The sequence below is a fragment of the Rhodoplanes elegans genome (genome assembly GCF_016653355.1).
Lineage (GTDB): Bacteria > Pseudomonadota > Alphaproteobacteria > Rhizobiales > Xanthobacteraceae > Rhodoplanes > Rhodoplanes elegans.
Genome location: NZ_NHSK01000014.1, coordinates 1 through 7,467, shown reverse-complemented (window position 1 = coordinate 7,467; position 7,467 = coordinate 1). Strand labels below are relative to the sequence as shown.

At 69.0% G+C, this 7,467-nt stretch carries 3 protein-coding genes; 1 reads left to right on the top strand and 2 read right to left on the bottom strand.

All coding sequences use genetic code 11. The annotated features are described in order from the left end of the window. On the top strand, positions 1-183 hold a 183-nt coding region (locus CCR97_RS00935), incomplete at its 5' end, for a hypothetical protein (RefSeq protein WP_201159234.1). A gap of 216 nt (positions 184-399) precedes the next feature. Here CCR97_RS00935 and CCR97_RS00930 read toward each other — a convergent pair. Together CCR97_RS00930 and gltB are read right to left on the bottom strand one after the other, a co-directional pair. After that, entirely contained in the window at positions 400-1,815 is a 1,416-nt protein-coding gene (locus tag CCR97_RS00930) for a glutamate synthase subunit beta (RefSeq protein WP_111358849.1), read from the bottom strand. Positions 1,816-2,035: 220 nt separating this feature from the next. Beyond that, positions 2,036-6,778: a glutamate synthase large subunit gene (gltB, locus tag CCR97_RS00925; RefSeq protein WP_111358850.1), complete on the bottom strand. Its 4,743-nt coding sequence runs from the start codon at positions 6,776-6,778 to the stop codon at positions 2,036-2,038. Positions 6,779-7,467 lie beyond the last annotated feature (689 nt).

Below are 7,467 nucleotides of genomic sequence, written 5' to 3'. Positions count from 1 at the left end.
TCCGAAGCCGCCCGGCCCGACGGCGCCCGGGCGCCGCAGCCGCAGTACCAGCAGCAGCAGTCGTTCTTCGGCGGCGGCGGCTGGTTCGGCCAGCCCTACCGGCAGCCGCAGTATCAGCAACAGTATCGCCAGGCGCCGCAGCGCCCGACCTTCTTCCCGTTCCTGTTTGGCGGCGGCCGCTGACCGCCCTCGACCGGGCCTAGGAATGTAGGATGGCAAAGCCGCGACAGCGGCGTGCCCACGCGGTCTGACGATCGACCGGCGACGACAAATCGAACAATCGAAGACCAGGGCACGCCGGGGGGCCGGCGTGGGCTCGACAGCGTGGGCACGGCGCGCCTTCGGCGCACCTTTACCCACCCTACCGCGGCGGAGCCGGCGACCGCGCCGGCCGACGCGTCACCGCGGCAGCGCGGAGACGCCCATCAAAAACTCGTCGACGGCGCGGGCGGCCTGACGGCCTTCGCGGATCGCCCAGACGACCAGGGACTGGCCGCGCCGCATGTCGCCGGCGGCGAACACCTTGTCGATCGAGGTGCGGTAGGCCTCGGTGTCGGCCTTGACGTTGCCGCGCGGATCGAGCGCGACGCCGAGCTCGGCCAGCATGCCCTCCTTCACCGGATGGACGAAGCCCATGGCGAGCAGCACGAGGTCGGCCTCGATCTGGAACTGCGAGCCCGGGATCGGCTTCATCTTGTCGTCGACGCGCACGCAGTGGAGGGTCTTCACCTTGCCGTTCTCGCCCGAGAACTTCTCGGTCAGCACCGAGAACTCGCGGCTCGCCCCCTCGTGATGCGACGACGAGGTGCGCAGCTTGAGCGGCCAGTTCGGCCAGGTGGTCAGCTTGTCGGCCCTCTCGGGCGGCATCGGCAGGATCTCGAGCTGCACGATCGAGGTCGCGCCCTGCCGGGCCGAGGTGCCGATGCAGTCGGAGCCGGTGTCGCCGCCGCCGATGACGACGACCTTCTTGCCGGTGGCGAGAATGTCGGTCGCGTCGAACGCCTCCTCGCCGACACGGCGGTTCTGCTGCGGCAGGAAGTCCATGGCGAAATGGATGCCGTCGAGCTCGCGGCCCGGGATCGGCAAGTCGCGCGGCTTCTCGGCGCCGCCGGCCAGCACCACGGCGTCGAAGCCGTCCAAAAGCTCCTTCGCCTTCACGGTGACGCCGACATGGGCGCCGTAGTGGAAGGTGACGCCCTCGCTCTCCATCAGGGAGACGCGGCGATCGATCAGGTGCTTCTCGAGCTTGAAGTCCGGGATGCCGTAGCGCAGCAGGCCGCCGGCCTTGGCGAACTTCTCGAAGACGTGGACGTCGTGGCCGGCGCGGGCGAGCTGCTGGGCGGCCGCGAGGCCGGCCGGGCCGGAGCCGACCACGGCGACCTTGCGGCCGGTCTTCCGGGCCGGCAGGTCCGGCTTCACCCAGCCGTTCTCGAACGCCTTGTCGACGATGGCGCACTCGATCGTCTTGATGGTGACGGGCGTGTCCTCGAGGTTGAGCGTGCACGCCTCCTCGCACGGCGCCGGGCAGACGCGCCCGGTGAACTCCGGAAAGTTGTTGGTCGAGTGGAGGTTCTGGGCGGCCCGCTGCCAGTCGTCGAGATAGACGAGGTCGTTCCAATCCGGGATCTGATTGTTGACCGGACAGCCCGTGTGACAGAACGGGATGCCGCAGTTCATGCAGCGCGCCGCCTGCTGCTTCAGCGCATCGGCCGGCAGCGGAATGACGAACTCGTTGTAGTTGCGCAGGCGCTCCTCGACCGGCGCGTACTTGCGGTCGGTGCGCTCGAACTCCAGGAAACCCGTGACCTTACCCATCGTTCTTCTCGATCCTTGCCGCAGAGCCGGTCGTGAGGCCGGTCGCGCGCCCCTGGTCCAGGCCCGGGGCTCTCTCAATCCGTCCGAGGATCCCGTCATTCCGGAAGGCGACCGAAGGTCGGCTGTCCGGAATCCATGACCCCTGTCTGTGAGATTGGATTCCGGGCTCGCCGCTACGCGGCGCCCCGGAATGACCGGGATATCATCACCCTGCTCGTCCTCACTCCGCCGCCTGCATGGCGGCCTCCTGCTCCTTGGCGAGCTCGGCGAGCGCGCGCTTGTACTCGAGCGGCATCACCTTGCGGAACTTGGGCAGGTACGCATCCCAGTTGTCGAGGATCTGCTGGGCCCGGCGCGAGCCGGCGAGCCGCGCGTGCCGCGTGATCAGGAGATGCAGCCGCTCGCAGTCGTAGCGCGTCATGTCGCGCAGCACCTCGACGCGGCCGGGCGACTCCAGATCCTTGGCGTGGCCGTAGGCCTGCGCGTTGACGGCCTCCTCGGCCGGCAGCGGCGCGAGCTCGACCATCGCCATGTTGCAGCGGCTCTGGAACGTCCCGTCCTCGTCCAGCACATAGGCGACGCCGCCCGACATGCCGGCCGCGAAGTTGCGCCCGGTCTTGCCGAGCACGACGACGATGCCGCCGGTCATGTACTCGCAGCAGTGATCGCCGGCGCCCTCGACCACCGCGACGGCACCGGAGTTGCGCACCGCGAAGCGCTCGCCGGCGACGCCGCGGAAGTAGCACTCGCCCGCGATGGCGCCGTACATCACGGTGTTGCCGACGATGATCGACTCCTCCGGCACGATGCCGGAGTCGGTCGCCGGCCGCACGATGATGCGGCCGCCCGACAGGCCCTTGCCGACATAGTCGTTGGCGTCGCCCTCGAGCTCCATGGTGACGCCGTGCGCGAGCCAGGCGCCGAAGCTCTGACCGGCCGTGCCGACGAGGCGGACGTGGATGGTGTCGTCCGGCAGGCCGGCATGGCCGTAGCGCTTGGCCACCTCGCCCGACAGCATCGCGCCGGCGGACCGGTCGGTGTTGTGGATCGCCGCGACGATGCGCACCGGGGCGCCGCGGTCGAGCGCCGCCTGCGCCTCGGCGATCAGCTTGCGGTCGAGCACCTTGTCGAGGCCGTGATCCTGCGTCTCGACCTTGCGGATGTGCACGCCGTCGGGCGCCATCGGCTTCATGAACAGGCGCGAGAAGTCGAGGCCCTTGGCCTTCCAGTGCTCGACCAGGCGGCGCTGGTCCAGCATCTGCATCTGGCCGACCATGTCCTCGAAACGGCGGTAGCCCATCTCGGCCATCAGCTCACGCACCTCTTCGGCGACGAAGAAGAAGTAGTTGATGACGTGCTCGGGCATGCCCTTGAAGCGGGCGCGCAGCACCGGGTCCTGGGTCGCGACGCCGACCGGGCAGGTGTTGAGATGGCACTTGCGCATCATGATGCAGCCGGCGGCGATCAGCGGCGCGGTGGCGAAGCCGAACTCGTCGGCACCGAGCAGCGCGCCGACCACCACGTCACGGCCGGACCGGATGCCGCCGTCGACCTGCACGGCGATGCGGCCGCGCAGCCGATTGGCGACCAGCGTCTGGTGGGTCTCGGCGAGGCCGATCTCCCACGGGCTGCCGGCGTGCTTGATGGCGGTGAGCGGCGAGGCGCCGGTGCCGCCCTCGAAGCCCGAGATCGTCACGTGATCGGCGCGCGCCTTGGAGACGCCGGCCGCGACCGTGCCGACCCCGACCTCGGAAACGAGCTTCACCGAGACGTCGCCGGCCGGGTTGACGTTCTTCAGGTCGAAGATGAGCTGGGCCAGATCCTCGATCGAGTAGATGTCGTGATGCGGCGGCGGCGAGATCAGGCCGACGCCCGGCGTCGAGTGGCGCACCCGGGCGATCGTCTTGTCGACCTTGTGGCCGGGGAGCTGGCCGCCCTCGCCGGGCTTCGCCCCCTGCGCCATCTTGATCTGCATGACGTCGGAGTTGACCAGATACTCGGTGGTCACGCCGAAGCGGCCCGACGCCACCTGCTTGATGGCCGAGCGCATCGAGTCGCCGTTCGGCAGCGGCTTGAAGCGGTCGGACTCCTCGCCGCCCTCGCCGGTGTTCGACTTGCCGCCGATCCGGTTCATGGCGATGGCGAGCGTGGTGTGCGCTTCGCGCGAGATCGAGCCGAACGACATCGCGCCGGTGGCGAAGCGCTTGACGATCTCGGCAGCCGGCTCGACCTCGTCGAGCGGCACCTTGCCGCGGCCGTCCTCGTTCGCCGACTTGATGCGGAACAGGCCGCGGATGGTGAGCAGCCGCTCGGACTGCTCGTTCACCATCGCGGCGAAGGCGCGGTAGCGCTCCTGCGAGTTGCCGCGCACCGCGTGCTGGAGCGCCGCGACCGTCGACGACGTCCACACGTGCTCCTCGCCGCGGATGCGGTAGGCGTACTCGCCGCCGACATCGAGCGCATTGCGGTAGACCGGCGCGTCACCGAAGGCGTCGCGATGGCGCCGCACCGTCTCCTCGGCGATCTCCTCGATGTCGACGCCCTCGATGCGGGTCGCCGTGCCGGTGAAGTAGGCGTGCACGAAGTCCGACTTGAGCCCCACCGCGTCGAAGATCTGGGCGCCGCAATACGACTGGTAGGTGGAGATGCCCATCTTGGACATCACCTTGAGCAGGCCCTTGTTGATCGATTTGATGTAGCGCTTCACGATCTCCTTCTCGTCGAGCTTGACGGGGAGGTCGTCCTTCATGGCGAGCAGCGTCTCGAAGGCGAGCCAGGGATTGATCGCCTCGGCGCCGTAGCCAGCCAGGCAGCAGAAGTGGTGCACCTCGCGCGGCTCGCCGGATTCGACGACGAGGCCGACCGAGGTGCGCAGGCCCTTCCTGATCAGATGGCGGTGCACGGCCGCGCAGGCGAGCAGCGACGGGATCGGGATCCGGTCGGTCGAGACGGCGCGGTCGGACAGGATGATGATCGTGATGCCGTCGCGCACCGCCTGCTCGGCCTTCGCGCACAGCTCGGCCAGCGCCGGACGCAGGCCGTCGGGGCCGCGCGCCGCCGCCCAGGTGGTGTCGAGCGTGACCGAGCGGAACTCCGACCCGTCGAGGTCGGCGATCGAGCGGATCTTCTCCAGATCCTCGTTGGTCAGGATCGGCTGGCGCACTTCGAGCCGCTTGGTGCGCGAGACGCCTTCCAGATCGAACAGGTTCGGCCGCGGCCCGATGATCGAGACGAGGCTCATGACGATCTCCTCGCGGATCGGGTCGATCGGCGGGTTCGTCACCTGGGCGAAGTTCTGCTTGAAGTAGGTGAACAGGAGCTTCGACTTCGACGACAGCGCCGAGATCGGCGTGTCGTTGCCCATCGAGCCGACCGGCTCCTCGCCGGTCGCGCCCATCGGCGCCATCAGGATGCGGACGTCCTCCTGGCTGTAGCCGAACGCCTGCTGGCGATCGAGCAGCGGCAGGTTGGAGGCGGCCGAGACGCTCTTCGCCTTGGGCAGATCCTCGAGCACGAGCTGGGTGCGGGCGAGCCAGTCGCGATACGGGTTGGCGGAGGCGAGCCGCGCCTTGATCTCGTCGTCGGGGATCAGCCGGCCCTCGACGAGGTCGACCAGCAGCATCTTGCCGGGCTGCAGGCGCCACTTGAGGACGATGTCCTTCTCCGGGATCGGCAGCACGCCCATCTCGGAGGCCATCAGGATGCGGTCGTCGCGGGTGACGATGTAGCGGGCCGGCCGCAGGCCGTTGCGGTCGAGCGTCGCGCCGATCTGGCGGCCGTCCGTGAAGGCGATGGCGGCGGGGCCGTCCCACGGCTCCATCAAGGCGGCGTTGTACTCGTAGAAGGCGCGCCGCTCCTCGTCCATCAGCGGGTTGCCGGCCCACGCCTCGGGAATCATCATCATCACGGCGTGGGCGAGCGAGTAGCCGCCCTGGACCAGGAACTCGAGCGCGTTGTCGAAGCACGCCGTGTCCGACTGGCCCTCGTAGGAGATCGGCCACAGCCGCTCGATGTCGTCGCCGAACAGCTCGGAGCGGGCCGAGGCCTGCCGCGCCGCCATCCAGTTGACGTTGCCGCGCAGCGTGTTGATCTCGCCGTTGTGGGCGATGAAGCGGTACGGATGCGCCAGCGACCAGGTCGGGAACGTGTTGGTCGAGAAACGCTGGTGGACGAGCGCGAGCGCGCTCTCGAAGTCCGGCTCGGAGAGGTCCGGATAATAGGTGCCGAGCTGGTCGGCCAGGAACATGCCCTTGTAGATCACGGTGCGGCACGAGAACGACACCGGATAGTACATCGCGGTGTTGCGGCCGCGCTTCTCGTAGAGAAGGCCCGAGATCGTCTTGCGCAGGATGTAGAGCCGCCGCTCGAACGTGTCCTCGTCGAGCTTGCGGCCGCCGAGCCCGATGAAGATCTGGCGGTGGAACGGCTCGGTCGGCTTCACCGACCAGCCGAGCGTGGAGTTGTCGGTCGGCACGTCGCGCCAGCCGAGGACCGTCATGCCCTCGCGATGCGCCTGCGCCCGGACCAGCTCCATGATCTCCTCGCGGCGCTCCTCGTCGTGCGGGAGGAACACCTGGGCGACGCCGTAGCGGCCCGGCTCCGGCAGCGCGAAGCCGAGCTCGGCCGCCTTGCGGGCGAAGAAGGCGTGCGGGATCTGGACCAGGATGCCGGCGCCGTCGCCGGCGCGCGGATCGGCCCCGACGGCGCCGCGATGCTCGAGGTTGCACAGGATCGCCAGCGCGTCGGCGACGATCTGGTGCGACTTGCGGCCCTTGATGTCGGCGATGAAGCCGACGCCGCAGGAGTCTTTCTCGAGGGCCGGATCATAGAGACCGCGCGCCAGCGCGGCGGCCGGCAGCGTCGTGTCCGTCGGTTTCGTCGCCGCAGTCGCCGTCTGCCGGGGGGCAGCGTCGCCTTCGAGACGAGTGCCCTCGATATCCGAGCCGGACCTGATCGCGGTCATGTGCAAACCCTCTATCGCTCGCCGCTCCGGGCCGACCGTTTACCAAAAACGATCGTCCCGACGCGGGCGTGCCCGTCGCGCCGCCTCACCCCTCGGTGCTGCGACGCCAACGGGCTCGTTGTCACCGGCCGGAGATCGGGCCGATCGACGCCATGTGGCACCCTCCGGTTTTCGCACGCCAGTCGTCGGCGTGGATCGGATCGCGGGCGACCCGGACCGGAGCTGTCAGTACCAATTCTTCAAACTGGGACAGCAATGCTGTCCTAAATAACAATGCCAAACTCTTGCCATGCATTCAAGGCACCGGGTTTCAGATTCGGCGACTTTGCCCGAATTTCATTGCGTGCGCCACTGAACGCCGATCGCGCGCCGCATCGAAGTACCGGTCTCGCGGCGCTTTTTCGCGCCCGCCCCGCAACGGGGCGATCCGCGTCCGAAGCGCCCCAGCCCTGCCCGATTCAGAGGGCTCTCTGGCAACCGGGGGAGGGGCCGACATGCGGAACGTTACCACTTCGAGCTGTCGACGGTCGACCGGTCAATACGGGCCCTGTCTCGTCGGGCCGCTCCGGGCCGTCGCCGCGGCCGCGATGCTCGCAGTCGTGTGCGGCACCGCCGTGACGCCGGCCGCGGCGCTGTCGGCCCGGGTCGACGCCCTGCCCGGCGAGGCCGCCGCGGCGAGCGGCGCTGCG

Coding starts and splice junctions, on each gene's coding strand:
- CCR97_RS00930 (WP_111358849.1), bottom strand. CDS start 1,815: ATGGGTAAGGTCACGGGTTTCCTGGAGTTCGAGCGCACCGACCGCAAG.
- gltB (WP_111358850.1), bottom strand. CDS start 6,778: ATGACCGCGATCAGGTCCGGCTCGGATATCGAGGGCACTCGTCTCGAA.